Consider the following 24,943-nt stretch of genomic DNA (forward strand, 5'->3'; position numbering starts at 1 on the left):
ACGGTTTAGGGGACAATAAACTCATCTGAACGGATACAAACTTAACCTAACTCATCACCACCTGGCAGTGGTGGCAAGCCAAATGCTTCTCTCTTTTCGTTGAGCGTCATGAAGCTTGCGTTTTCTACGTATTTCCACAACTTTTGTCTTTTTTCCATGAGAATTTCTATTGCATCTTTGTCATACGACAAGCACAGATCTTCACCAAATCTTGGTATCAGCCAAGAATTCAGGTGACAGATAATATTTTCTAGCGTTGGTAAAACCGTCTGCTCCCAGAGGGATAAGCGTGCTTCGACTAAATTGCTATAAGTGTTATCACCCGGTATGCCAAGCAATTGCGGTGGAACGCCAAAAGCTAGCGCAATATCACGAGCTGAGCTGTGTTTGGACTCAATAAAATCCATATCCCTTGGCGATAAGCTCATTTCTTTCCACTCCAAGCCTCCTTCAAGCAATATCGGTCTTCCAGCGTTTATAGAACCTGAATAATGATCATTTATCTGCGCTTTTAAGCGTTGGTACTGCTCTTGACTAAAACTTCCACCACTTCCATCTTTTGCTGATTTTACAACTATTGCACCACTTGGTCTTGCCCTATTTTGCAACATCGCTTGATTCCAAGCACCCGCCTGATTATGTTGATCTATGCTATATGCAGCTGCCTCAATTGGTGATAACCCATACCAATCATTCAAAGGATTAAAGGTCTTTAAGTGCAACACTGCTGAACATCCAGTTAGTTTATCAACTTTAAAGTCATAACTGTTGTTATTTATGGTATAACGATAGATATAAGGAACGTTATTTCTCCCTGGAACAATTTCAACCCTATCTGGGCGCAGAAGATAAAGCTCTGTTGGTGGTTTTCTACTATTCTGTGACTCAATCATCAATATATAAGAATTGCCGTTAACTAACCGATAAGTTACAATCCCCTCAATAAATTCCGATTTTGATGTCATTGGATTAGGAGAATAAAGTAATTTCAGTAATGGATGGGCTTTTAATTGCGATTTTCCCTGTTCAGTAAGCTGGCAGAGAGTAAAAGGTACCGAAGATGCAGCACTTGCAATCATATTAATTGCTCGAAAGGCAATAACATTTTTTATGTAACCTTCCTCAGCAGAACTTACATAATCACGCTTACTCCAACTTGGCTCCATCATTAGCTGCAAAGCAGAATATTTAGTAAATACTGCGCTTTTTTTTCTTTGAAAAATATTGAGATTCATATATGCCTCCTAAAAAATTGAATTTGTGGTAGAATTATATCAATTGGTGTCACAGGAAGGATATACTAACGTACGAACATTATGTTTGAGAGCAATCTCTACACAATAGTTAAATGGCAGGCACAATAAGGGGTAGCAAAAAGAATGAGCTTTTTTTTTGAGCTGAGCGAAGCCACCTAAGGTAGAAAATGAATCAGGAAGGAGTAAAAATATATTTAATATTTATATGATGTACTTACTTATAAATATCTTTTCTGTGTCCTATCTCTGTGATAACCACTTCATATTTTATAATATTTACGGAATAGATAACGCGATAATCACCTACCCTTAATCTTCTTTGTCCTTTAAATCTGTAATATAATGGCTCACCAAGGTTAATGGGATCAACTGTAAGGCGCTTATTTATCGCATTTATGATCCTTAATCTTATTGTTTTTGGAAGAGCTGGAAGGTCTTTCTCAAGAACGCTTTCTATGAAGATAATATTGTATCCCAGTCTACATCCTCACTTCTAATTTTCTTTACACCTGAAACATTACGTTTAGCAGCACGCTCAATTAGTATTTTATCTTCCTCATTTTCAATTGCTTCTTGTATTAGCTTCTCTGTTAGTTCTTTAATGGACTTATTTCTTATTTTAGCCAGTCCAGCAAGACACTCTGAAATTTCGTTGTTGAAAGTTATGCTAAACTTTGAGTTTGCCATATATTTTACCTAAAATCTACTAATAAGTATACAACATTTTTCTGAATTTTTCAATAAAAAAAGTTGCCTATACGTAAAGAGGACCTGTGTTGACAAATAATTAAACATTTGTCATGTACTATGTTTGTTAAGGAGAAATAGCACAGAAGTTAGTATTAAGTATATTAGGAATAAGAAAGGCTGCGCCCAGTGTCACACACTGGAATAACAGGAAAAAACGAACTGCTATACTAAAAAAAAAGAAATAGAATATGACAGAATGGCTAATATCTAATCAGCTTATTGATTATAACTGTGCTGTAAAATCCATGGAAGAGAAAATTCAACAAATTCACAATAATTCAGCAGACGAATTGGTATGGCTACTCCAGCACCCTCCACTTTATACTGCAGGAATCAGTGCAACAGCTGATGATATTGTTGAAAAACTATTTCCCATATATAAAACAGGAAGGGGTGGTAAACACACATATCATGGTCCAGGACAGCGCATTATATATTTAATGTTAAACCTTAAAAAAAGAAACAAATGCGATATAAAGCTATATATTAGAGATCTAAGTAAGTGGATCATAAATGTTTTAAAGCAATTTAATATACTTGGAGAGTTTAGAGAAGATAGAATAGGCATTTGGGTAAACCATAACGGAGTAGAAAAAAAAATTGCAGCTTTTGGTATTCGCTTAAGAAAATGGGTAACTTATCATGGCATAGCGCTTAACGTCTTTCCAGACCTCTCTCACTATAAGGGTATTATTCCTTGTGGGTTGCAAGGTTATGGCGTCACGTCAATGGAAGAACTAGGAGTGAAAGTTCCACTCTCTGAATTGGATGATATACTAAAAAAAGAGTTTTATAAGATATTTTAATGATTGTTTATCTTTTATATTTCATTCTCACTTTATGTGCTAACACAAGTATTCATGCAATCGACCAAGTTGATATTATTGCTCCTTCCTCCAAGGGAAAAGAATCAGATCTGACTACCATAAAAGAATATGTAGAAGCTTTGGATTTTAATCCCCATATTTCGGAGAAAATATATAGTAATGATAATCCATTTTATTCCAACTCTGATGAATTCAGAGCAAATGATTTGGTTAGTGCACTAACCGGTGATAGTAAAATAATCTGGTGTATCAGAGGAGGAGAAGGGGCTTCTCGGTTAATTCCCTATCTAGAAAAGTTACCCAATGATAAAAAAGAAAGGATTGCTCAAAACAAAAAGATCCTCATAGGCTATAGCGATATAACTGCCTTGCACATCCATCTACAAGCTAAATATGATTGGCAAACTCTTCACGGCACCATGTTGGAAATGATAGTAAATAACTCCGTTTCTGAAAGCTCTGTTGAAAAATTGAAAGAGTTAATTCTTAACAAGCGGGATTCTATCAGATTTGATAACCTAAAGACGATAAATAATGGCATTAGACTAAAAGATGGCAGATTAAAGTCTAAAATCATCGGTGGTAATATGACTTTAGTTGAAAACAGTATAGGAACTGTTTGGCAAATAAATGCGAAAGGTAAAATTCTATTTTTAGAGGACATAAGAGTCTACCCATACGCAATAGAGCGCAGTTTAGATCACCTAAAACAAGCTCACATCTTTGATGGAGTACATGCAGTAATCTTTGGGGATTTCGTTAACTGCTATAACGATAACCTTGTTGAAGTTATAAAAGAAAGGTTTGCAAAAAGTGTTAACTTTCCTGTATTTACAATGAAAGGGGTAGGCCATGGACATACAAATGATCCTTTACCTTTTAACACTCACGCTATTATTAGCGTTCAAGACGAAAAAGAAGGTTTGTTTTTTATGGACGTGCAGAATTTAGCTAATCTTATAGCTAACGCGAGCTCTACGTCATACCGCCGCAGTATCTCTTAGCCGCTAACACGTACTTAACCGTCATACCGCCGCGGTATCTCTTAGCCGCTAACACGTAGCGGGATGACGAGCTTATCGTCATGCTGCCGCGAACCGTCATACCGCCACGAACTGTCATACCACCACGAACCGTCATACCGCGATTCATTCGCGGTATCTCTAGATCCCGCTAACACGTAGCGGGATGACGGTTGTCAGGGTGTCATGCAAGTAGCTGACTACTTGGATCTGGTAGACTCAAATCACAATGCCCGTAAAGCTGCGACCCTAGAGCTACTATCTCTCACCCACTGCAAATATTGCACGGTACTATCCACTTGATCATCGTGTCGAGTTTCAGGAAACATTAAAATCTCATACTCAAAATCGTTCAGCCATACTGCTTGGTGCGGCAGAAAAACCTTGCCAGACTCTATAATCGGAACAATTTGATAAAATCGAGTGAGTTTGTCATCATGTGGTACTATTTCGATAATTGGTAAATCACTGTTTGTCTTTAGCTCTTGCACCAATTGCTGACCACTTGTTTTTGCTTCGATTAAAATTGCGTGCGGTGTCCATCTTGCAGCTAGTGACAGAACTTGCTCTTTAAGCTTTGGATACTCAAGCTTTGCGCGATATACATCGAGTAAATAGAATTTATTGCCCACTTTTGTCCAGGTGGTGCAGACGCTAAAGTTGCTCATGCTGCTTGTTGAAACTGCAGTGTCCCAGCTCTGAGTGACATATGAGAGACTATCAGAAAAATTTCTATAGCGCTTCAGCCACTCTCGTTTAATTATACCACTTGAAAGTGGCAGAGGGTTTTGTTGATATTGTGCAGCAAAAGCGTAACTTCCAAGTTCAACCTTTATCATCTCAACTTCTTCTTTTCCTCCATCGAGGGGATATAGCAACTGACCTTCTTCTCTTGAGTATAATATTACGGGTGGTGTCATTCTAGCACTTGATGCTGTAATCCAGCTTTTGTACTCATTTGTAGTTACTCGGGTGACAGGAACAAGAAAAGGAGGCGCTGGCTTTTTGATTGAATAGATAATCTCCTTATTTTCAGATATCATCGGTAAACAAGTATGGTTCCATATGTTTTTCGGTTTGGAGAGAAGGTGCCCGGTTAAATCTTCTTGATGTAGCCTATGCATCACAAGAACAATTACTCCTTTTTTTCTATTGTTGAGCCTGGCTACTAAAGTCTGGTCAAACCAATTTGTAGCACGCTTTCTAAACGTTTCACTCAAAGCTTGGGCGGGACTCAGTGGATCATCCACGATGATGAAATCACCACCTTCACCTGTTAACGTCCCTCCAACTGACGTTGCGATTCTGTATCCTCTCTGCACTGTTTGAAATTTGTATTTGGTATTCTGATCTTTGGATAGTCCTACCTCTGGAAGCAGCTCTCTATACCAACTAGACTGCATTATGCATCTTGTATCGAGCGAGTGCTTTTCGCTAAGCAGCCGAGAGTAGCTTGCAACTATTATTCTTGCAGTTGGCTGATTTCCCAGTATCCATGCGGGCCACGCAACACTAGCACACAGGGACTTCATTGAACGCGGAGGCATATTGAATATTATTCGCCTCATTTTGCCAACATTTGCCGCTTCAAGTCTGTCTGCTATGACTTTTATATACTGATAATCATTATACTCACACCCCGGCACTACCGTTTGAAAACACAGTTCAATGAATTTTAGAAAGTTCATGATATAATGTTGAAACCAACGCGTGACGCTGGGATGACAAAAAAAGGAGCACTGAAGGCTATAGGTGAGACGTTGCGGTATCTCTAGATCCCGCTAACAAGCAGCGGGATAACGGTTGTCGTTTAGCTATAAATATTAAGAAATTTACCAAATAAAAAAAAGGCAAAAGAAGCCCCGTGGTTGGCTAATTACTTACATTATACTTTCAAGTATGGCGTTTTTTTATTCTAAACGCTTAATAACCGCGATTTAGCTGCTTTTTAATGCAACTAACCTTTAGTCATAAATATTTAAGAAATTTACTAAACAGAAAAAAAGGCAAAAGAAACCCTAGGGTAGCTAATTATTCACTATCCATTTTTTAAGTTGGCGCTTTTTGATATTTTAAATGCTTTATAAGCGCATTTCAGCTTATATTAGGTAAAAACCTAGAAATTTTATAAAGACATAAGATGCACATAGTGCAAAAAATTAAACATGGGACGCCAGATACGTGAGTTTTTTTGTCATTTAATCTGCACAGAGAAGATAAATAAATAGCTTCAGTTTCATGATAAGGGGACCGGCAAGGCTTGTCAAGCAAGTTTTTTGCAATATCAGGGGATAATTTCGACCATAAATCCCTATCAATAAATTTTAACAAAAATACTTCAGTGCATTTTCAAATATAAGCATTCCATCGCCATATTTTGGCACAGCAACACCTAAACGCTTGCTCTTTTCTTTTTCAAGGGGCCAATTATCTTGCTGGGTAAAAAATATTCCCCTTTCTGGATGGGGCATTAAAGCTAGCACTCTCCCACTTTTATCTGATAAAGCTGCTAGGTCGTATGTAGATCCATTCGGATTGTAAGGAAATTGTAGGTTAGCATAGTTGCCATTTTTATCAATGTAACGTAATGCGGTGGAATTGCTCTCAATCAATTGGTTCAAAATATCTTGATCCATAAAAAATTTGCCTTCCCCATGAGCAATAGGGAGATATAGTTCACTCAGGCCCCGTAGCCAAACAGAATTACTCTTTGAATTAACTCTCACTCTAATCCAACGGCATTGATAATTGCCTATATCATTATGGATTAAAGCTAGACTAGAGAATTCTGGAATTAATTTTACTAATATCTGACAACCATTACATATTCCTATAATCAGCTTGTCCTGAGATAAAAACTCTTGAAACTCATCCAACAAGTTGTTTTTAATACGTAAAGCAAACGCATTACCAGCACCAGTGTCATCACCATAAGAAAAACCCCCTGGAATTGCAAGTATATTGCTTAATTTCAGTTCACCTGGATTATCTATGATATCGTTAATGTGAACGATTTTTACTTCAATATTACCAATACCAAGTTTTCTGCTGCATTCCATAAATGCAAATGCAGTTTCTTTTTCGCAATTTAAGCCATAACCAGATAGGACTGTGATTTTCATGAATTGCTAAAAATTAAAAAATTCGAATTTCCTTTTTACAAAATTTGCTACTAAATTTAACGCAAATAACACCAATAATAAAGCTATAATTGCGATAGCAGCAAGTTCAACAAATGCAATTTCAGGATTGCTTGACCAGATGTATATTTGCACAGGTAGAACAGTCGCCGGATCGAAAAAGGACGTAGGTGTATCAGCAATAAATGCCACCATACCCATCATAAGTAAAGGAGAAGATTCACCTAAAATCCTTGCAATTGCAAGCACAGTACCATGTATTATTCTTGGTAACGCAATCGGTAAAGAGTGATCTAATATCACCTTGATGTGAGGTGCACCGAGCGCAAACGCTGCATCCTTTATCGTAATAGGAACATTCGCAAAGGCATTTTTTGTTGCAATTATAATATTAGGTAACATCATAAATGAAAGAGTCATTCCACCAACAAGTGGTGAAGAGCGTGGTAGCCCAAATATGCCAAGATAGAGAGTTAAGCCCACTACACCAAATATTATTGAAGGCACTGCAGCAAGATTATTTATGCTAATTTCTACAATATTAGTCATTAGCCTATTTTTAGGCATAAATTCGTAAAGACAGATGCCCGACATAATTCCTATTGGTAATGCTAATGCTAGGCACACTATAATTGTCATTAATGAACCGATAAATGCCCCTAAAATCCCTGCATTCTCAGGTTCACGAGAGTCAGATTTAAGGAATAAAGACTTATTAAAAAATTTTTTCACTCTCCTCTTTTCTTTTAGCCAATCAAGTAATTTAGCATAACGATCATTCAAATATTTATCTTTATTTATTGAATTAATTATACTTGACGCGGTAAACCAGATCTCATATTCACCACTATCTTTTACTTTCTTACGAAAAAATTTCTCTAGTTCTTTGTAAGAATTACGACTTAAAATTTCGTCACCGTCTTTAAAATCAGTTCCTCCAAACACCTTACGTAAAGAATCGTTGAGTAAGCCAATGGACTTATACCGCAAATCACTAGGATTACTCGCCAAAGTAAGATCAGCATTTATTTCAACTGGCAATAAAATTTTCGTTACTGTTAAGGCACTGTAAGAGTTAACTAATATACTCAACAATATACACACAGGACAGCCAAGTGAGATAACTAGTGCCGTGAAAGAACAAAAGCGTAGCGCTCTGTTCTTTTTATTTTTCCTTTTTATACGAGCATGTACACGCCTTGACTGAAGTAATTTAAGGAATTTTTTCTTTATACTCATTTATTTTTCCTGGATCCCATCGTCAAGCCCACAGCTGTACAAACGTCCAGTTTAATAACCGTTGATGTCATTCCCTATTGTATCTACTTAGATTTCTTTTTAACATAAGTAGTACGTTCTTTGATCCTTGCAGCTTTTCCAAATAGTTTGCACAGATAATACAGTTTTGCTCTACGAACCTTTCCTTTTCTTGTCACTTGCACTGAAACCAGTGCAGGAGAATAAACAAAAAACTGAGACACTATACTTTCTCCATGGCTAACTTTTCTGACTGCAAAAGAAGAATGTAACCCGCGGTTCCTTTTTGATATACATACACCTTCAAATATCTGTATACGTTCACTTGCACCGTCAACTACTTTAAAAGTGACCTTCAAATCATCGCCAGGACGAAATTCTGGTATTTCTTTAGCTAACACTTGCATTTGCTGTTCGTTAAATTTTTTAAGTAAATTTGTCATTTATCTCTCCATTCAATAATTCAGGCCTACGCTTTTTTGTTATAACATGAGAATGCTTCTGCCTCCAATCACTTATTTTTTTGTGATTGCCAGATAACAAAACCTCAGGTACTTTATATCCCTTCCACTGCTCAGGTCTAGTATATTGAGGATATTCAAGTACACCACCACCATAATTAAAACTTTCTTCAGTAATACTACCGGTATTATTTACTACACCTGGAAGAAGTCTAATGCATGCATCAAGAACCACCATTGCAGCTGGCTCACCTCCTGAAAGTATATAATCTCCAATACTTAACTCATAAGGAGTATACGCATCAATTATCCTTTGGTCAATACCTTCGAATCGACCACACAATATTGTTATATGAGGAAACTCTAATAATTCTCTGGCAATATTCTGATTAAACTTCGCGCCAGATGGAGTCATGTAAATAAACTTAGTGTTTTTATGAACAGAGAACATACTATCCACTGCACTACCAATTACATCAGGGCGCATAACCATTCCTGCTCCGCCTCCATATGGAACATCATCCACAGTTGAATGTTTATCTTTTGCAAAAGAACGAATATTTATTACTTCAAGGCTCCATATTTTTTTTTCTAACGCTTTTCCGGCAAGAGAATAGTTCAAAAACCCGGGAAACATTTCTGGAAATATGGTTAATATTGTAACATTGAATGCCATTAAGGTTTATTTTAAGTTATTTGGGGCTACACTCTAAGAACAGTAAATTGATATAATATATAGTTAAATTAAACATGTCACTGAATAAAACGATATACGAAGGTAAAGCGAAAGCCATTATTGAAACTGAAGATTCATCAACTGTCATACAGCACTTTAAAGATGATGTCACAGCATTCAATAAGGAAAAATATGAAATTATTGAGGGCAAAGGAATAATTAATAATCATGTTAGTGCTTTTATCATGGAAAAGCTCGAAGAAGCAGGAATTAGCACGCATTTTATAAAAACTCTGAATGAAAGAGAACAGCTAGTCAAAAAGCTCAAGATAACACCTCTTGAGGTAGTAGTTAGAAATGTCGCAGCTGGGAGCTTTTGCAAACGTTTTAATATCAAAGAAGGTGAGAGGCTTGCATCTCCTATAATCGATTTTTTTTACAAAAATGATGACCTAGCCGACCCAATGGTAAGTGAAAATCACATATTGTATTTTGATTGGCTATCTAGCAAAGAAATGGATGAAGTTAAAACTACAACTTTAAAAATCAACGAAATATTAGTTCACCTATTTTCAAATGCAAGTATATATTTAGTTGATCTCAAGTTAGAATTTGGCAGATTAATAAATGACAGTACTAAAATCGTTTTAGCTGATGAAATTAGCCCTGATAACTGCAGATTATGGGATAAAAATACTTATAAAAAGCTAGATAAAGATGTTTTTCGTTTGAATTTAGGAGATTTAAAGGAAGCATACCTAGAAGTTGCAAAAAGACTGTCAGTAAAGTTAGGTTAACTAAATACTACTCTATCAAGTGGAGGGTTATATGCCTCATCAAGTTTTCCAATAATTTCAATTTTTTCTCCACGTTTTTGGAAATGATTTTTCACGTTTTGCATATTCTCAGAACTTACGATCAATACCGTACCAATACCACAATTAAATGTTTTTAGCATTTCTTTCTTCTCTATTTTACCCTCCTTTGTTAGCCATAAAAATATATCTGGCCATTTCCAGGAATTAATGTCTATGTTTGCAAATAAGTTTTTTGGAAGAATTCGCGGAATATTGTCTACCAAACCACCACCCGTGATGTGCGCAATACCTTTTACTTGTGACATGATAGGCAACAAAGAATCAACATATATTTTTGTTGGTTCAAGTAGTATTTCATTCCAAGATTTATTATTCCATAGAGATGTATCGTTATAATTTATACCTAAGGTTTTGAAAACATGGCGCACTAAAGAAAACCCATTTGAGTGAATTCCACTTGACTCTAAGCCAACTATATAATCACCTGCTTTCATCATACTACAGTTTGGAAGAATTTGCTTTCGATCAACTACACCAACCACAAACCCTGCAAGGTCATAGTGATTATTACCATACATTCCAGGCATTTCTGCAGTTTCCCCACCAACCAATGCTATTTTAGCTTGCTTGCACCCCTCTGCAATGCCCTTAACCACAGATAATAAAACATCTTTGGTCAAAACGCCTGTTGCAAAGTAATCAAGGAAAAACAAAGGCGTTGCTCCTTGTGCAAGTAAGTCATTTACACACATTGCAACTAAATCTATACCTATAGTATCATGTTTATTCACTTCTTGAGCTATCAACAGTTTCGTACCTACTCCATCAGTTGAGGAAACGAGTACTGGATGGTCATACTTCTTACTTAGTGCAGCAAAATCAAATAACGCAGAAAATGAACCTATTTCGCTGATTACTTCTTCTCTAGTAGTTTCTTGAGCAATAGGCTTGACTTCTTTTATTAACTTATTATATAGTTCAATATCTATTCCTGATCTGGTGTAAGTATTCATAATCCTTTTATAAATTTTAAAATTGTTAATACTATATTAATGCCTTGATATAAAAAGTGCAACGAAACTTTCTCTTAATTGACTATTATATACTTACCAATATAAGGTAACTTAAATCATTTATAATTATCCAATGAACGAAAATGCCAAAAACATACTGTTAATAACGGAACTGCTATCAGGACGGCTGCTTCATGACTTTGCTAACTCTATGAATGGAATAACGTTTGGCGTAGAAGAGCTTGAAGTAATAGATAAGAATGATGCTGATGCGCAGAAGGAAGCGTTGTTGTTTCTTAAAGAAAGCTCCGATGATTTAATATATAAACATAAAGTTATGAAGCAGGCATATTCTTCTTCAATGGATAATTATAGCTTTGATAAGACCAAATCTAATATCGAAAATTATTTATTAAAAAAAAAGTAAAGCTTACGTGGAAAATAGACGCATACTCTGCAAAAAATAAGGAAGATTTAATTGAAAAGATAAATAAGATAATTTCCAATATGGTGCTAACTATAGCCAGTGCAGTGGCGGAAGTTGAACTAGTATCTGTTTTACTGAGTCAAACAGAAGATAAAATGCTATTAACTATAAAAATTCTAAATGAACACAAACCAATAAGCAAATCATTAGTAGACAAATTAATCAAAAAAAATGACACTAATTTAAATATAAAAGATATTAATATCTATATGACCTCTTTATTATTAGAGTACTATAACACTGAAATGCATTATACTTGCGAAAATAATTTGCTGGAAATAGGTTTAACTATAACTTGAGTTGCATATTTGGTTATTATAACTTCTTCTTCGTGTCAAGGCATTCCCCGACAAGGGGTACCAAATCTAATTTTTGTAATCACTTAAGTCTAGTACTATTTTATTAATGTAGCGCTCATTTGCATCTTTGATGATAAACTTCATACCATTTTTATATTTAATGACTTCATCTACAGAAGGCACTTTACCAGCAATCGAAAGAATCAAACCACCAAGTGTAACATAGTCTTCTTCAGGGTCACGTAATTCTATTTTTAGATCCTCTTCTATATCTTTTATAAGAGCCCTTGCTGATACTTCAAACTTATTTTGAGACAATTCAGTAATGGTATATTCTGAATTTATTTCGTTTTCACTATCAATGTTTGGTATTAGTTCCTCTATAAGATCAGTCATTGAAATTAAACCATCAGTTCCACCATATTCATCCAATACGATAGCTAAGCATGATTTAGAAGAGTTCATCCTAACAAAAAGATTAGTTGTCTTCATCGAGGGTGGAACAAATATTACGCTTTGTATAATATGTTTCAGATTAAAATTTTTATCCCTATTAAAAATAACATCTTTTACATAAAAAAAGCCTATTACGTTATCAAAGTTATTTTTATAAATTGGTATTTTAGTGTGGCAAGTGTTTTTTATCTTCTTTATTATTTCACGCTCGCTTGACTCAATGTCTACTGCGCATATCTCTGTACGTGGAGTCATTATATCCATTATACCACAATCGCGGAATTTTAATAGACCATTAAATATATTAAGGTCTGGCAGATCTTTCATTAATGCCTCAGTCGCACACTTTTTCAACACAGAAGCTTTTTTGAAAAGGAAGAGAAAAATTCTATATGCTATTTTTTCTACTAAGGTTCTTTTTTTACTCAATTTATTCCCTGTAATGGCAAAAACGTTTTCAGATTAGATTTATCAAGAAAACTGTTATTAAATGTTTAATAAGCATGTGAATAATGTCAAATTAATTTGTGAATCAATTGTTGATATAAAATACCAACAATTGATCAACAACTTTTTCAACAATATATACATAGTTGTGTAACAATGCATGATGGTAAAGTATTTTCCATAAAAGAAAATTACTAACACTCTAAACACCTTACTTATACACATAAATCATAACAGAAAATCAATAATATAAGAAAGTTACTCACATATTTATCCACAAGTTGAACAACGCCAATTTTTACTGAATTTTAAGTTAGTAACAAGTTATTGATAGAACTATTATTATTACTATACTTTAATATACAAAAGAATAAATAGAATAGATTGGAAAGCGGCAAAACAACAATAGCGAAAATTATTAAGAGAAATGAGCCGGGTGGAAGAGTGCCTATCTGGCTAATGCGTCAGGCTGGCAGGTCTCTTCCTGAGTACCGCAAAGCAGTAGAAAATATGAATAATTTTATGGAGATATGCTACAACACAGATTTAGTGACAGAATTGACGTTACAGCCGGTGACAAGATTTGACATGGATGCGGCGATAATTTTTTCAGACATTTTAATAATAGCTGATGTTTTGGGTTGTGACGTGAATTTCGTACGCGGTGTAGGTCCAATAATAAAACCCGTGGAAAGTCCTAAGGAATTGAAGGGTCCACAAGAAATTGAAACTAAAACCTTACCAATTCTAAACGCTATAAAAAAAGTCAGAAGCCAATTACCAAAAGAAAAATCTCTCATAGGATTTGCTGGTGGACCATGGACAGTAGCCTCATACATCATAGAAGGTGGGAGCAGCAAAACTTTTTCCAAAGTATTAAATTTTTATTCTTCGTATTTGAAGGAAATAATTGAACGAATAACGGAAGTAACGATTATTTATCTAATTAAACAGATAGAATTTGGAGCAGATGTTATTCAGCTATTTGACAGTAATGCTGGTGCGTTATCGGAACCATTGTTTAAAGAATATGTTATCGAACCAACAAAGAGAATTATCTTGGCAATAAGGGGTAGATTTTCTGATTTTCCAATAATAGGTTTTCCAAGGTCTGCTGGAAATCTTTATAAAGATTACTGCGAACAAACAGGTGTATCTGCAGTAAGTATAGATTATAATGTTCCAATAAAATGGGCGAAAGCGAATCTAAACATCCCTCTACAAGGAAACCTTGATCCTAATCTTTTAGCCTATAATAAAACGGAAGCAATCAAAGAAGCAAAACGTATAATAGATTGCTTTAGAGATTTACCCTTCATATTTAATCTCGGACATGGAGTACTCCCTGATACTCCAGTTGAAAATATTGCTGCGTTGGTAAACCTGGTAAAAAGCTACTAATACAATACACAAAATTCCTAGCTTTTTTGTTGTACGGGGTTTATCATTTAAATTTAGCTTCATTAAAATATGTCAGACCTTGCAAAAAGAATGTTCCTAATAAAGCCATCACCTACGATTGCTGTAACTGATAAGGCAAATAAGTTGAAAAATGAAGGAAAAAAGATCTGTGTTTTAGCTGCAGGAGAACCGGATTTTGATACTCCAGATCATATAAAAAAAGCAGCTATTCAAGCAATAAGTGAAGGTAAGACTAAATATACTGCTGTTGATGGAACGCGTGAGCTGAAAGAAGCAATAATTAATAAGTTAAGAAAGGATAATAACCTCGAGTACACGCTTAACCAAATCTGTGTTGGTACAGGTGCTAAGCAGGTGTTATTCAATTTGTTCATGGCAACAATTAACTCTGGAGATGAAGTTATTATTCCAGCTCCTTATTGGGTTTCATATGTTGATATGGTAAGTCTTTTTGGCGGCTTGCCAGTTGTAGTAGAATGCAAACAAAATTTTAAACTGACAGCGGAATTATTGAAAAGCAGGATAACTAAAAAAACTAAATGGTTAATTCTTAACTCACCGAACAACCCTGCAGGAGCTGTGTACACATGTGATGAATTGAAAGACATAGCACAAATATTGCTTGAATATCCACATATGAATGTCGTTACAGATGATATTTATGAGCATATAATATACGACGAAAAGTTTTTTACTATCGCTCAGGTTGAGCCGAAGCTTTATGATAGAGTTTTTGTAGTCAATGGAGTATCAAAAGCCTATGCAATGACAGGCTGGAGAATAGGGTATATTGCAGGTAGAAGTGATGTGGTAAAAGCTATCTCTACGCTGCAGTCTCAAAGCACTTCTAATCCAAATTCGATAGCACAAGCAGCAGCAGCAGCAGCATTAAACGGTGATCATAGTTTTTTGAAAGAAAGAACAAGGATTTTTAAGAGTCGTAGAGATTTTATGGTGAAAGAGCTAAATTCTGCCCCGGGATTATCAGCGTCTGTTCCACAAGGTGCGTTTTATTTATTTGTCTCATGTGAAGGATTGCTCAGTAAAAGCACAAAAAGTGGTAAGATAATAAATAATGATTTAGATTTTACTGAATACTTACTGGGAGATCATTTGGTTGCTGTGGTTCCAGGAATTGCATTTGGTCTAGAAAATTTTATCAGAATTTCTTATGCAACCTCTCAGGAACAATTAGAAATTGGGTGTGATAGTATTACTAAAGCGTGCCAGGAGTTAAAATGAAATAGACTATCCATAAGTTGTATATTTTGCCATACTTCGCCAAGGTTATTTTGAATGTTCTAACTTGTATTTTTCTATGGAAGGCATTTTTATTGATTGAGCAAGTGTCTTTCTAATATTGAATTCCTCATTTTTTTCATTTTGTTGCAGTAAGTTAATGTTATTTATTTTATTTACTAAATCTTTCCCCTTTTCCAGAGTCTTTAAATCGCTTTCGTTAATGTGATGTTCATTGTAAAATTCTGCAACAATTTCTTTTCTTTTCGGATAAGTATTTAAAAATTCCGACATCTGATGTTTAGCAACAGCTTGAATAAATTTCTTATTAAATCTTGAATCGTTATATAGATCTTCTAAATTTTCATCGTAGTGTTTTGCTTCATTTACAGCAAGCTTTATTATCTCTTCTATACCACTTAGAAGTTTCCTATACAATTTGTCGTATCTATTGCTTAGCACGTGTGTAGCGAATGTTTGTTCAATGTATTTTGTTATGTAATTTTGCAGCGTATTATCTATCGTGCTTATATTCATCAGCCTGCTTTAATATTATATTAACTATTTTACACATAAAAAGGTTAATATTGAATTAATAGAATACTTCTGAAGTCAAATTTTACTGAAAATTATGGTATTTAAGATATAATTGTCAGCATGAAATAAAAACATAAATAAAATGGATCTTGTAACAAAAGTGAAGCTCAAGATAAAGATGAATAAGGGTAAAATCATAAATATACTTATCATTTGTGGTGTAATTTTTTTCATATACCTTATTCATGAGCCAGTTGTAGATATGGTAGAAAAAATTATAAGTAAAATAAAAGGTCTCTTTTAAAAATAGAAAAAGTGAACTTTTTCTATCATCCAAACTTGAACCTGGAAAATTTAGTTAATGCATAAACTACTTATGTTGGCTATGAGTTCAACTGTATAAAATTCCGGTAAATTAAAATAAGTATTCATAAAAATATTGTTTTCTATAAACAGAGTATCTATAATGCTAGCTTTGGGGTAAAGTATTGCAGAGGAATTTTTTAATCTGGTTGTTGACGTCACTGTTTTATGCATACCAATATATATTACGCGTAATTCCAAACATAATTGCGCCTGAATTAATAACAAAATTTAACATAAGTATTGCAGATGTTGGCCAGTTTGGTGGGTTATACTATGTAGGCTATACGCTAGCTCATATACCTATTGGTCTTTTCCTTGATAGATTTGGACCAAAGTTTGTTTTACCTGCTTGTACCGTTTTGACATTTACCGGAACACTACCGCTTATATGCTTTGATGAGTGGAGTTATTCAATAATTGGAAGAATAATTGTGGGAATTGGGTCATCCGCTTCGGCAATTGGAATCTTTAAAGTTGCAAGCATGTATTTTGCGCAAGAAAAATCAGCAAGAATGGCCAGCTTATCTATAATTATAGGAATTTTGGGAGGGATATGTGGCGGGTTACCTTTAGACTTCTTACTCGATAAATTTGGCTGGAATTATGTTATCTATACATTCTCAGCATTTGGGTGTTTACTTGCTCTGTTGCTGTTCTTAGTAACGCCTGAAAGCAATGCTCAACAGGAAAAAGTTAGCATTAGAGACTTAAAAAACATACTTTTCAACAAGCATATTATTCTAATTAGCTTTTTTGGTGGACTCATGGTCGGTCCAATGCAAGGTTTTGCCGATGGTTGGGTGAAAGCATTCTTTTTTGAAGTATATAAAATGAATGAAGACTTGGCATCTTCTCTCTCTTCCGTAATATTGATAGGAATGTTAACAGGATCATTCTCTTTGGCTTATTTATTGGAAAAATATAAAAATAAGCATTATGAAGTAATAATTGCATGCTCATTTGCAATGATCGCTAGTTTTCTTTTGCTTTTTAATCAGATTGGTGGCTTGTATGTTGTATTACCTACGCTTTTTATTATTGGCTTCACATCTGGATATCAGGTGGTTACCATTTACAAAGCGATAAGTTATGTAAATAATAACTTAGTAGGCCTGGCTACAGCTGTGTCAAACATGATAGTTATGGTTTTTGGCTATTTTTTTCACACTGGGATCGCAAAAATAGTAGATTTGTGTTGGGATAGAACAATAATACAAGGAAATCCTGTGTATGGTGCTGAATTGCTGATAAAAGCAACATCAGTTATTCCTGTATGTTTGCTGGTGGCTGTTTTTGGGCTCTTATGGTTAAAAAATAAAGATTTTAGATAAGTTGATTGTAATAAGTAGATAATTTATCGAAGGCTCGTATGATAAAATCGTTAGATGTACTAATTTAAGGTTCTTGTTATTATGAAATATAATACTTTATTTTACTTTGATATTTTTGTTTTAATTGTAATTGGGTTTTATTAGGTGGTAGGTATGTCGAAAAGTAATTTTTTTGTATGGTTGATAGTATCTCTTTTCTATGCGTACCAGTATGTGTTACGTGTCATGCCAAACATAATTGCGCCTGTATTAATAACAAAATTTAATATAAGCATTGCAGATTTAGATACCGTCTTGTAAGTCAACGAGAAAAATATAAAAATGTTATCTTTTGGTCCATATAAGTTTGTTCCAACAAGTTTAAAGTATAACAAAAAGAATCGCTGGAGCGTAATTGAATGTATTGATGTAATGCCGTCACTTCAAAACATAGGACAAGGAGTAGAAAATATAGAGCTAGAAATAACCATTTACCTTAATAGTCTTAAGGGGCTAAATCAACTAAAGAATATGAAAGAAGCTGAAAAAGATCAGATCCCACACACTTTAGTAGATAGTTTAGGTAATTTTTTAGGACAGTTTGTGATTACACAATTAGAGGAAAGACAGATATCTTTTTTTCCTGGTGGGCTGCCGAAAAAAGTTGAATTTAGTTTAAGTTTAAAGAGTTATAGTGGTACACATATTCACTAACCAACTACATTCAATTTTTGATTTTAAACTTCAGTCAACCTCCTAGTTCTATAGTTCTTGATATGATCTGGATCAAAGGCCTTTTTTGAACTTAAAACACCAAAAACTACATGAAGTAACCTACGCATTGCAGCTCCCACAATTGCCATATTATGCTTGCCTTTCTCTTTTAACCTCTCGCAATAAATCACAATAATAGGGTTGTGATTTTTAGCTACTATAGCGGGAAAATATATTGCTTTACGCAATGTTCGTGAACCTGATTTACTTAATCTGGGCTTGGCATATACAGATGATCCTGATGTTATATTTCGTGGTATAGTTCCAGCATATGCTGCCAATTGTCTGGCATTTATAAAAGCTTTTATGTCAGGAATTTCAGCTAAAATAGCTATTGCTGATTCCTCTCCTATTCCTGGAATAGTCAATAAGAGTTGAAAGTTTTCCAACAACTCTTTGTGCTGTTTTAATAGTTCACGTATGGAGTTTTTTATTGTTTCTATTGATTGTTCTATGTTCACTGCAAGGTTTTCCCAAGCATTTGCAACTTCTTCAGGCAGTCTCTCCTTCTTTTCTAAATGATTATTTACGAATGTTAATCCATCTTTTAATGCAGCTGAGCAACGATAAAGATGCTTTAATTTTTTCTTTTCAGAAGAAGGTGGTGTCCAGCGAGTTGGTTCCTGTCTTTGGCAATAATCTCTGCATCAATCTGGTCATTCTTTTGTCGTACAAGCTTACTCCTTGCATAAGACTTAATACAATAAGGATTTACAACACTAACAAAATGTCCAGCATTGTGTAGAAATTCAGCCAGAGCTTCACTATAACAACCAGTAGCTTCCATGCAGGCTTTTGCTTGTTCTATATTATGTTTTTGTAGAAAGCTCAGCAGACCTTGAAACCCATGATCATCGTTCTTAAAGCTCCTTTTCCTAGTTTCACGTTTTCCTTTTTTACTTATAAATGAGAGAAAAATATCAAAGCGATCTTTTGATATGTCTATACCTAAAAAGTTGTTGATCATATATAACCTCATACGTTACCATTTAAAATGAAAAGTAAGGCTAACCTTGTGAATACAGAATTAGAACCATTTAGGTCTTTCTACGATACCGTCCAGCCTCTACTTTTGAGAAGGGAGCTCTTTTCTAAAACACAGATTTTGTATCTAGGGCAATTTACAAAGTTCTTCCCTTCTCCATCTAATGCATAAGCTTAAAACATTAGATGCTTTTGACAAGATACAAGGGCAATTTAATGGTCTCTACTATGTGGGATTTACACTAGTTCATATCCCTGTTGGTCTTTGTTTTGATAGATTCGGTCCAAAAATTGTTTTACCTATTTGTGCTGTCTTGGTATCTATTGGAACATTACCTCTTGTGTGCTTTGATGAGTGGTATTATTCAGTATTAGGTAGAATAATTGTTGGGATTGGCTCGTCTGCGTCAGCAATAGGAGTATTTAAAGTTGCCAGTATGTATTTTTCGCGAGAAAAATCAGCAAAAATGGCAAGCATATCTGTTATTATAGGGCTATTAGGGGCAATATATGGTGGTCTACCAATAGAACTTTTGCCTGATGAGTTTGGTTGGAATTACGTAATTTATATTCTTTCAGGGTTTGGTTTCTTACTCGCTTTATCTTTATTTTTAGTTATTCCTTACAATGCTTACGACTTTCGAAAAGAAAAAATTAGCATGAAGGATCTAAAAACTGTGCTTTTCAATAAATATATCATTCTAATTAGTTTTTTTGGTGGCTTAATGGTAGGTCCACTAGAAGGTTTTGCTGATGCTTGGACAAAAGCTTTTTTATGTGAGGTATATCAAATGGCCGGTGATCTAGCGTCTTCAATTTCTTCTGTTATATATGTAGGATTTGCAGCTGGATTGCTCTCTTTTGCTCACATATTAGAAAAATACCCAAATAGACATTATGAAGTTATTATTGTCTGTTCCTTTGCAATGATTGCTAGTTTCCTTTTACTTTTTACACGGGCTGGCGGATTGTATATTGTATTGCCTGCACTTCTTGTTATAGGTTTCGCTTCTGGATATCAAATAGTAACACTGTACAAAGCATTAAGTTATATAAATAATAACTTAATAGGATTAACTACAGCTGTATCAAATATGATAGTTATGGTTTTTGGCTACCTCTTTCACACTGGAATTGCGAAGGTAATAGGTTCTTATTGGGATAAAGCGATTATACATGGAAGTCCTATTTATAGTGCTGAATTGCTGATAAAAGCAACATCTATTATTCCTGTATGTTTGCTAATAGCTGTTTTTGGGCTCTTATGGTTAAAAAAGCAGGACAAGCAGTCTTAAAATTGCTTGTGCATCTTAAAATTAAAGCGAGGTTTGATCTATGATGAGTGTTTTAAAGAAAATCTGTGGCTCTAAAAATAGTTTAAAGTCTTTTGATAACGAGGTTTATCAGTTTATAGAAAAAGAATTACAACGCCAAAAATCACAATTGCAATTAATTGCATCAGAAAATTTTGCAAGCAAAGCGGTAATGGAGGCACAAGGCTCTTTTCTGACTAATAAATACGCAGAAGGTTATCCAGGCAGAAGATATTACTGTGGTTGTGAGCATGTGGACAAAGTTGAAAGTCTGGCTATAGAAAGACTTTGTAAGTTGTTTGGTGTAAAATTTGCAAATGTTCAGCCTCACTCTGGTTCTCAGGCAAATCAAGCCGTGTTTGCTTCACTGCTTACTCCAGGTGATACAATACTTGGATTGTCACTGAGTTGCGGTGGGCACCTAACTCATGGTGCGGCGCCAAGCCTTTCTGGTAAATGGTTTAAGTCGATTCAATATACAGTAAATAAAGACACTTATCTGCTCAATATGGATGAGATAGAAAAGCTGGCGCTGGAGCATAAACCGAAATTGATCATAGCTGGTGCTTCTGCTTATCCAAGAAAAATGGACTTCAAACGCTTTCGCGAGATTGCAGATAAAGTTGGTGCTTATTTGCTTGCAGACATTGCTCACTATGCAGGGCTTATTGCAGCGGGCGAATATCCATCCCCTGCTGAATATGCACATGTTATGACTTCCACGACTCACAAAACTTTGCGTGGTCCTCGTGGTGGAATAGTGATGACCAATGATGAAGCATTACACAAAAAAATTCAATCCGCAGTTTTTCCAGGATTGCAGGGCGGGCCACTTATGCATGTGATAGCTGCAAAAGCTGTTGCATTTAAAGAAGCATTAGCACCAGAGTTTAAGACTTATAGCAAGAAAGTCGTGGAAAATGCGAAAGTGCTGGCTCAAGAATTGCAAAAGCATGGACTTGACATTATAACCGGTGGCACTGACTCTCATATAGTGCTAGTTGACTTAAGATCGCAGAAATTAACTGGAAAAGACGTTGTAGATAGCCTTGAGAGATCCGGTATTACCTGTAATAAAAACTCTGTACCATTTGATACAGCAAAGCCGACCATCACTTCAGGGCTCCGTTTTGGCACCGCTGCTGAGACAACACGCGGACTTGAGGCAGAAAATTTTAAAGAGATAGCTGGTCTAATAAATGAAGTAATTCAAGGATTAATCAGCGGAAATAGCTCAAGTGTCGAAAAAGCAGTAAAAGCTAAAGTTGAAAGGATTTGTAGTAATTTTCCTATTTATTAATTTATGTGGTGTCATCCAAGTAGCTGGTAGAAACGAAAAAACTTACTTGACACCCTTCGCCAGCCCTCTTATCATGAAACTGAAGGTATTCATTTATCTTCAATCTGTGCAGATTAAACGACAACAGTATTACGTAATTGGCGTCTTATTTTTAATTTTTTGCATTATGCGCACCCTACGTCTTCACAACATTTCTGGGTTTTTACCTATATAAGCTGAAGCGCGCTTATAAAGCGTTTAAGACAGTATAGCACGCCAATTTGCAGGATTGGAGAGTGACAACTAGCTAATACGGGATTTCTTTTGCCTTTTTTTCTGCTTAGTAAATTTCTTAAACATTTAAACTAAGATGAGTTGCATTTAAAAGCAGCTAAATTGCAGTGTTTAAGACTTAAAAAACGCCAATACTGAAAATAGACAATGACTGGGGCTTCTTTTGCCTTTTTTTCGTTTGGTAAATTTCTTAATGTTTGTAGCTAACATGAACAAACATTTGAGAGTAACTTCTGCTAGTAGGGTGTCATCCCAGTGCCCAGACACTGGGATCCAGGAATTTTATTAAGTTAGTAAGCATAAAAGTAGCCGTTTTATGTTAAAATACAACATTTTAATGATTATGAAAAGGCTGGATTCCAGCGGGCTTTGTTGCATCGCTAGCTATGATGGATTAAAGATAAAAAAGATGGAGAATATCAGTAGCTTATTATTCTGGTATTTATAATAAGAACGGTCAGTGAATACCTAAATTTGAGTAAAAGAAATTTCACTACCACTCACTAATCTGGCTAAAATTCAAGAATTTCAATGCTTTAGCTATTTTCAATAGAATTAAATTTATTAATATAAATAATAAATTACTATTCTTAAATTTGATCAGATTGATTGCAAAAAAACAAGATTTTCAATAAGTTGCTTATAATTCTAACTATAGTTAGCCTTTCATAAGTAGCGATGCAACAAAGCCATTCCAGCGTCACGCGCTGGAATGACATTGTAGGGTGTTATCCGAGTCCTTTTTCCGTCATCAGAGGACCATATGACGTCATCCAAGTAGCGTGACTACTTGGATCTAAGCTGTATTACCAAGTCCAATTAAGTGCAGCATCATCACTTGTTGGAGGCTCAAAATACGGTTGTGACATTTCCTCTTGCACAGCTCTTTTAAATTCTGGACTTTGTATTGCTTATCTTTGTTACATGCTCTTGTAAGGCTTTCTCAGTAGCTATTTCAGCAGCTGTTGGACTTTTACCATCTGCTCCTGTCTCCCCTTTCTCTCCTTGTGGGCCTTGAGCTCCATCTTTACCATCTGCTCCTTTAGGACCAGTGGCTCCTGTCTCCCCTTTTAGCCCTTTACCTCCTAAGAACACCTTTGCTGTTTGATCATTTTTGTCACCATACGCTGTTGTCAGTAGCATCAAGAAATCCTCCTAATTTATCCACTAAAATTGATTTGTCGCCGTCTTTTGCATCAAATATAGCATTCACGACATCTTTCGCTGCAGCTTTTGTTTTAAGCTCTGTAGCTTTAACAAAAGCAGTCTCTGCAGCAGTTTTAGTGTAAACTTCATCGGCTGAAGCAGCTTTAATATATACCTTATTTGTAAAATCAGGAGAAGCAGTTGTAGCATCCACAACAGGCTGTTTTACTACTTCTGTTTTTAGCGTATCTGTAAGTCCTAAAGTTTTAACAAATGCATCATCAACACCTTTTTTGGTATAGATACCTTTATCATCAGCACCTTTTGCTAATTCTGGTATTAAAGCATCCACAACAGCTTTTTCTGCAACTTTTGTTCCAAGATCTGCAGTTTTAAGAAACGTGTCATCAACACCTTTTTTAGTATAGATACCATTATCATCATCACCTTTTGCTAATTCTGGTATTAAAGCATCCACAACAGCTTTTTTTGCAACTTTTGTTGCAAGATCTGCAGTTTTAACAAACGCAGTATCTGCATCATTTTTAGTGTATACTTTATCGGTAAAATCAGTAGAAGCAATTATAGCATCCACGACATCTTTCGCTGCAGCTTTTGTTTTAAGCTCTGTAGCTTTGACAAAAGCAGTGTCTGCATCAGTTTTAGTGTAAACATCTGCAGTATTAGCTTTGTTGGCTAGATCAGCTGCACCAGCTTTCTCTCCTAGCTCAGCATCGACGTAATTCTTGTCAGTTTTTTTTGCCAACTCATCATTTACATTTCTTTTAGTGTAAACATCTGCAGTATTAGCTTTCTTTCTCAACTCATCATCCACACCTTTTTTAGTATATATACCTTTATCATTAGCACCTTTATTGAGTTCCACTATCAATTTTCCTAAAAAATTTTTGTTAGTTGCAAGGTTTTCTATTGTACTCAATTTTTCACTCAACGCAATATCACCCTCCATTAATTACAAAAACCATAGCATGCATGAAAATAGTATAATTTTCGTTAATGTTAGATTTTACATAAGATTTCCTTGAAACTTGTTGTTTCAGAATTCTTCTCTTGTCATTCAAGTGTGTAGCAGATGATGTCATTCCAGTCTGGAATCCAGCCTTTATTATGCAGCCACTTATTTAAAGTTAAGTTTTCTGGATCCCAGTGGGCTTTGTTGCATCGCTAGCTATGATGGATTAAAGATAAAAAAGATAGGGAATATCAGTAGCTTATTATTCTGGTATTTATAACAAGAACGGTCAGTGAATACCTAAATTTGAGTAAAAGAAATTTCACTACCACTCACTAATCTGGCTAAAATTCAAGAATTTCAATGCTTTAGCTATTTTCAATAGAATTAAATTTAT

The 24,943-nt window shown here is 35.0% G+C and carries 23 protein-coding genes and 3 pseudogenes; 12 read left to right on the forward strand and 14 right to left on the reverse strand.

The annotated features are described in order from the left end of the window. Positions 1 to 41: 41 nt before the first annotated feature. The 3 genes from ONI09_RS01050 to ONI09_RS01060 form a co-directional block, all read right to left on the reverse strand. Positions 42 to 1,235 (reverse strand): phage portal protein, encoded by a 1,194-nt coding sequence (locus tag ONI09_RS01050; protein ID WP_265014157.1) that lies wholly within the window; start codon positions 1,233 to 1,235, stop codon positions 42 to 44. Positions 1,236 to 1,470: 235 nt separating this feature from the next. Then, a complete protein-coding gene (locus ONI09_RS01055; RefSeq protein WP_320109960.1) occupies positions 1,471 to 1,734 on the reverse strand; it encodes a type II toxin-antitoxin system RelE family toxin in 264 nt (87 codons plus the stop codon). Then, on the reverse strand, positions 1,710 to 1,943 hold the full coding sequence (locus ONI09_RS01060) for a DUF6290 family protein (protein ID WP_265014158.1): 234 nt from the start codon (positions 1,941 to 1,943) through the stop codon (positions 1,710 to 1,712). Before ONI09_RS01060 ends, ONI09_RS01055 begins: the two co-directional genes overlap by 25 nt. Before the next feature lie 251 nt (positions 1,944 to 2,194). Here ONI09_RS01060 and lipB point away from each other — a divergent pair, with 251 nt between their 5' ends. Together lipB and ONI09_RS01070 are read left to right on the forward strand one after the other, a co-directional pair. Next, complete coding sequence (gene lipB, locus ONI09_RS01065) at positions 2,195 to 2,812, forward strand: lipoyl(octanoyl) transferase LipB (RefSeq protein WP_010081985.1); 618 nt, start codon at positions 2,195 to 2,197, stop codon at positions 2,810 to 2,812. Then, positions 2,812 to 3,837, forward strand: a complete 1,026-nt coding sequence (locus ONI09_RS01070) for an LD-carboxypeptidase (RefSeq protein ID WP_264707345.1) — start codon at positions 2,812 to 2,814, stop codon at positions 3,835 to 3,837. The genes lipB and ONI09_RS01070 overlap by 1 nt, the downstream gene beginning before the upstream one ends. Positions 3,838 to 4,079: 242 nt before the next feature. Here the strand turns inward: ONI09_RS01070 and terL are convergent, their stop codons facing one another. From terL to trmD, 5 genes are all read right to left on the reverse strand, one after another. After that, complete coding sequence (gene terL / locus ONI09_RS01075) at positions 4,080 to 5,543, reverse strand: phage terminase large subunit (protein WP_265014159.1); 1,464 nt, start codon at positions 5,541 to 5,543, stop codon at positions 4,080 to 4,082. Between the two features lie 636 nt (positions 5,544 to 6,179). Next, positions 6,180 to 6,977: a phosphoribosylformylglycinamidine synthase subunit PurQ gene (locus ONI09_RS01080; protein WP_006279487.1), complete on the reverse strand. Its 798-nt coding sequence runs from the start codon at positions 6,975 to 6,977 to the stop codon at positions 6,180 to 6,182. A gap of 6 nt (positions 6,978 to 6,983) precedes the next feature. Next, positions 6,984 to 8,234 carry a phosphate ABC transporter permease PstA gene (pstA, locus tag ONI09_RS01085; protein ID WP_015589336.1) on the reverse strand — a complete coding sequence of 417 codons (1,251 nt, stop codon included), beginning with the start codon at positions 8,232 to 8,234 and terminating at the stop codon, positions 6,984 to 6,986. 83 nt (positions 8,235 to 8,317) lie between these two features. Beyond that, positions 8,318 to 8,695 carry a 50S ribosomal protein L19 gene (gene rplS / locus ONI09_RS01090; protein ID WP_164225025.1) on the reverse strand — a complete coding sequence of 126 codons (378 nt, stop codon included), beginning with the start codon at positions 8,693 to 8,695 and terminating at the stop codon, positions 8,318 to 8,320. Continuing rightward, positions 8,679 to 9,389: a tRNA (guanosine(37)-N1)-methyltransferase TrmD gene (gene trmD / locus ONI09_RS01095; RefSeq protein ID WP_265014160.1), complete on the reverse strand. Its 711-nt coding sequence runs from the start codon at positions 9,387 to 9,389 to the stop codon at positions 8,679 to 8,681. Before trmD ends, rplS begins: the two co-directional genes overlap by 17 nt. A 74-nt stretch (positions 9,390 to 9,463) precedes the next feature. Between trmD and purC the strand changes: the two genes are divergently transcribed. Further along, entirely contained in the window at positions 9,464 to 10,186 is a 723-nt protein-coding gene (gene purC, locus ONI09_RS01100; RefSeq protein ID WP_265014161.1) for a phosphoribosylaminoimidazolesuccinocarboxamide synthase, read from the forward strand. On the opposite strand, the gene purM is transcribed toward purC, so the two are convergent. After that, positions 10,183 to 11,220: a phosphoribosylformylglycinamidine cyclo-ligase gene (purM, locus tag ONI09_RS01105; protein ID WP_265014162.1), complete on the reverse strand. Its 1,038-nt coding sequence runs from the start codon at positions 11,218 to 11,220 to the stop codon at positions 10,183 to 10,185. The two genes, purC and purM, sit on opposite strands and share 4 nt — an antisense overlap. Before the next feature lie 133 nt (positions 11,221 to 11,353). On the opposite strand from purM, the gene ONI09_RS01110 reads away from it, so the two are divergent. Continuing rightward, positions 11,354 to 11,647 carry a hypothetical protein gene (locus ONI09_RS01110; protein WP_265014163.1) on the forward strand — a complete coding sequence of 98 codons (294 nt, stop codon included), beginning with the start codon at positions 11,354 to 11,356 and terminating at the stop codon, positions 11,645 to 11,647. Positions 11,648 to 11,727: 80 nt separating this feature from the next. Then, positions 11,728 to 12,006 (forward strand): hypothetical protein, encoded by a 279-nt coding sequence (locus ONI09_RS01115; RefSeq protein WP_406848657.1) that lies wholly within the window; start codon positions 11,728 to 11,730, stop codon positions 12,004 to 12,006. 66 nt (positions 12,007 to 12,072) lie between these two features. On the opposite strand, the gene ONI09_RS01120 is transcribed toward ONI09_RS01115, so the two are convergent. After that, entirely contained in the window at positions 12,073 to 12,891 is an 819-nt protein-coding gene (locus tag ONI09_RS01120) for a transporter associated domain-containing protein (protein WP_007549273.1), read from the reverse strand. A 402-nt stretch (positions 12,892 to 13,293) separates the two neighbouring features. Here ONI09_RS01120 and hemE point away from each other — a divergent pair, with 402 nt between their 5' ends. Then, positions 13,294 to 14,310: a uroporphyrinogen decarboxylase gene (gene hemE / locus ONI09_RS01125; protein WP_265014164.1), complete on the forward strand. Its 1,017-nt coding sequence runs from the start codon at positions 13,294 to 13,296 to the stop codon at positions 14,308 to 14,310. A 69-nt stretch (positions 14,311 to 14,379) separates the two neighbouring features. Then, positions 14,380 to 15,573 carry a pyridoxal phosphate-dependent aminotransferase gene (locus ONI09_RS01130; protein WP_012673336.1) on the forward strand — a complete coding sequence of 398 codons (1,194 nt, stop codon included), beginning with the start codon at positions 14,380 to 14,382 and terminating at the stop codon, positions 15,571 to 15,573. A gap of 45 nt (positions 15,574 to 15,618) precedes the next feature. Here the strand turns inward: ONI09_RS01130 and ONI09_RS01135 are convergent, their stop codons facing one another. Next, the gene (locus ONI09_RS01135) at positions 15,619 to 16,107 is read right to left on the reverse strand and encodes a hypothetical protein (protein ID WP_265014165.1); all 489 of its coding nucleotides are present in this window, start codon (positions 16,105 to 16,107) and stop codon (positions 15,619 to 15,621) included. A gap of 488 nt (positions 16,108 to 16,595) precedes the next feature. On the opposite strand from ONI09_RS01135, the gene ONI09_RS01140 reads away from it, so the two are divergent. The 3 genes and pseudogenes from ONI09_RS01140 (at position 16,596) to ONI09_RS01150 (ending at position 18,497) form a co-directional block, all read left to right on the forward strand. Beyond that, positions 16,596 to 17,804 (forward strand): MFS transporter, encoded by a 1,209-nt coding sequence (locus ONI09_RS01140; protein ID WP_265014166.1) that lies wholly within the window; start codon positions 16,596 to 16,598, stop codon positions 17,802 to 17,804. A 153-nt stretch (positions 17,805 to 17,957) separates the two neighbouring features. After that, positions 17,958 to 18,089: pseudogene (locus tag ONI09_RS01145) on the forward strand (MFS transporter); the annotation flags it as partial. Between the two features lie 36 nt (positions 18,090 to 18,125). Next, positions 18,126 to 18,497 carry a phage tail protein gene (locus ONI09_RS01150; RefSeq protein WP_065095214.1) on the forward strand — a complete coding sequence of 124 codons (372 nt, stop codon included), beginning with the start codon at positions 18,126 to 18,128 and terminating at the stop codon, positions 18,495 to 18,497. Positions 18,498 to 18,520: 23 nt separating this feature from the next. Here ONI09_RS01150 and ONI09_RS01155 read toward each other — a convergent pair. Next, positions 18,521 to 19,524 (reverse strand): annotated as a pseudogene (locus tag ONI09_RS01155) (IS110 family RNA-guided transposase). 223 nt (positions 19,525 to 19,747) lie between these two features. Between ONI09_RS01155 and ONI09_RS01160 the strand changes: the two are divergent. Both ONI09_RS01160 and glyA read left to right on the forward strand, forming a co-directional pair. Beyond that, positions 19,748 to 20,836: pseudogene (locus ONI09_RS01160) on the forward strand (MFS transporter); the annotation flags it as partial. Positions 20,837 to 20,876: 40 nt separating this feature from the next. Next, positions 20,877 to 22,154 carry a serine hydroxymethyltransferase gene (gene glyA / locus ONI09_RS01165; RefSeq protein WP_265014167.1) on the forward strand — a complete coding sequence of 426 codons (1,278 nt, stop codon included), beginning with the start codon at positions 20,877 to 20,879 and terminating at the stop codon, positions 22,152 to 22,154. Positions 22,155 to 23,315: 1,161 nt separating this feature from the next. Here glyA and ONI09_RS01170 read toward each other — a convergent pair. Both ONI09_RS01170 and ONI09_RS01175 read right to left on the reverse strand, forming a co-directional pair. Further along, positions 23,316 to 23,570 (reverse strand): collagen-like triple helix repeat-containing protein, encoded by a 255-nt coding sequence (locus ONI09_RS01170; RefSeq protein WP_265014168.1) that lies wholly within the window; start codon positions 23,568 to 23,570, stop codon positions 23,316 to 23,318. Further along, a complete protein-coding gene (locus tag ONI09_RS01175) occupies positions 23,545 to 24,543 on the reverse strand; it encodes a collagen-like protein (protein WP_265014169.1) in 999 nt (332 codons plus the stop codon). Before ONI09_RS01175 ends, ONI09_RS01170 begins: the two co-directional genes overlap by 26 nt. Between the last annotated feature and the right edge of the window lie 400 nt (positions 24,544 to 24,943).

The organism is Wolbachia endosymbiont of Drosophila pseudotakahashii (assembly GCF_026015925.1).
Taxonomy (GTDB): Bacteria; Pseudomonadota; Alphaproteobacteria; order Rickettsiales; family Anaplasmataceae; genus Wolbachia; species Wolbachia pipientis.

Bases quoted from the DNA above. Each gene is read 5' to 3' on its own strand.
- ONI09_RS01050 (WP_265014157.1), bottom strand. From the start codon at position 1,235: ATGAATCTCAATATTTTTCAAAGAAAAAAAAGCGCAGTATTTACTAAA.
- ONI09_RS01060 (WP_265014158.1), bottom strand. From the start codon at position 1,943: ATGGCAAACTCAAAGTTTAGCATAACTTTCAACAACGAAATTTCAGAG.
- lipB (WP_010081985.1), top strand. From the start codon at position 2,195: ATGACAGAATGGCTAATATCTAATCAGCTTATTGATTATAACTGTGCT.
- ONI09_RS01070 (WP_264707345.1), top strand. From the start codon at position 2,812: ATGATTGTTTATCTTTTATATTTCATTCTCACTTTATGTGCTAACACA.
- terL (WP_265014159.1), bottom strand. From the start codon at position 5,543: ATGAACTTTCTAAAATTCATTGAACTGTGTTTTCAAACGGTAGTGCCG.
- ONI09_RS01080 (WP_006279487.1), bottom strand. From the start codon at position 6,977: ATGAAAATCACAGTCCTATCTGGTTATGGCTTAAATTGCGAAAAAGAA.
- pstA (WP_015589336.1), bottom strand. From the start codon at position 8,234: ATGAGTATAAAGAAAAAATTCCTTAAATTACTTCAGTCAAGGCGTGTA.
- rplS (WP_164225025.1), bottom strand. From the start codon at position 8,695: ATGACAAATTTACTTAAAAAATTTAACGAACAGCAAATGCAAGTGTTA.
- trmD (WP_265014160.1), bottom strand. From the start codon at position 9,389: ATGGCATTCAATGTTACAATATTAACCATATTTCCAGAAATGTTTCCC.
- purC (WP_265014161.1), top strand. From the start codon at position 9,464: ATGTCACTGAATAAAACGATATACGAAGGTAAAGCGAAAGCCATTATT.
- purM (WP_265014162.1), bottom strand. From the start codon at position 11,220: ATGAATACTTACACCAGATCAGGAATAGATATTGAACTATATAATAAG.
- ONI09_RS01110 (WP_265014163.1), top strand. From the start codon at position 11,354: ATGAACGAAAATGCCAAAAACATACTGTTAATAACGGAACTGCTATCA.
- ONI09_RS01115 (WP_406848657.1), top strand. From the start codon at position 11,728: ATGGTGCTAACTATAGCCAGTGCAGTGGCGGAAGTTGAACTAGTATCT.
- ONI09_RS01130 (WP_012673336.1), top strand. From the start codon at position 14,380: ATGTCAGACCTTGCAAAAAGAATGTTCCTAATAAAGCCATCACCTACG.
- ONI09_RS01135 (WP_265014165.1), bottom strand. From the start codon at position 16,107: ATGAATATAAGCACGATAGATAATACGCTGCAAAATTACATAACAAAA.
- ONI09_RS01150 (WP_065095214.1), top strand. From the start codon at position 18,126: ATGTTATCTTTTGGTCCATATAAGTTTGTTCCAACAAGTTTAAAGTAT.
- glyA (WP_265014167.1), top strand. From the start codon at position 20,877: ATGATGAGTGTTTTAAAGAAAATCTGTGGCTCTAAAAATAGTTTAAAG.
- ONI09_RS01170 (WP_265014168.1), bottom strand. From the start codon at position 23,570: ATGCTACTGACAACAGCGTATGGTGACAAAAATGATCAAACAGCAAAG.
- ONI09_RS01175 (WP_265014169.1), bottom strand. From the start codon at position 24,543: ATGGAGGGTGATATTGCGTTGAGTGAAAAATTGAGTACAATAGAAAAC.